General features: G+C 61.2%; 1 protein-coding gene. It reads right to left on the reverse strand.

Annotated features, from left to right (window positions below):
* Positions 1 to 424: 424 nt before the first annotated feature.
* Complete coding sequence (locus AC1DY5_RS57395) at positions 425 to 772, reverse strand: hypothetical protein (protein WP_478123001.1); 348 nt, start codon at positions 770 to 772, stop codon at positions 425 to 427.
* Between the last annotated feature and the right edge of the window lie 65 nt (positions 773 to 837).

Consider the following 837-nt stretch of genomic DNA (forward strand, 5'->3'; position numbering starts at 1 on the left):
GCGCACTGGTGTGGCTCGCAATCCCTTGCGAGCCGGCGAGAAACTCGAAATCCGAGTCGACCAGCAACTGCGCGACATGCAGAAGAATCGCCGGCTGGTTCGATCATTCTTCGAAGCGCCTTCTGTCTCCTATATTTCTGACTGCTGAGTAATGCGTAGCCGGGATCGCGTGGCTACCTCGAGACTTGGCAACAACTCATTAATGAAGGAATTGACGCCGTGGCGCGCGTCGCTACCGATGACGGCGAAAGTGCGACTGCGCTGAGGCAATCGTCACCCATCAGTTGCACCCTCACGCCTCGCGAACGGAGTGCATTCCTGAAGGAGTGGACGTCGAGACGGGCGTTTGATTGACGGCGGAGCTCAACGCGACGCCGTCGGGGCTCTGAGCACAGCCCCCAAGAATGAGGACAGGGGCGGTGGTCTACCCGCCGCGCGGAGCGTCAGCCGCCGGAGGCACGCTGCCAGCCATCAACGCATCCTTCAAGGACAGCTTCGGCTGCGCAGGCGACGTCACCTGGCCCAAGGCCTTCTGCCAGGTCAGATCCGTGCCGTGATACTCCACAGCCTCAGGCGCCTGGAGCATCTGCTCGAGCGCGGTGCGTTCTCGATCGGTGAAGCGTTGAGTTAATGCGGAGCCAGTTTTTACGCTGAGTTGAGCGAACTCACCGCGCAATGCAACCCTGTTCTTGCTGGGCGTGTGCCCGGCGGTCGACGCGACGCGACTCCGCATAAAGTGGCATGCCTCCCCTGTCAACATGGAGGTCGTCATGCTCTCAAAGTTCTTTAGCGAGTCGGCGCGGATGTACGCGATTCACGAGGGTCCATCGGGCCCGC

Source organism: Variovorax sp. P4_D9, from assembly GCF_056401695.1.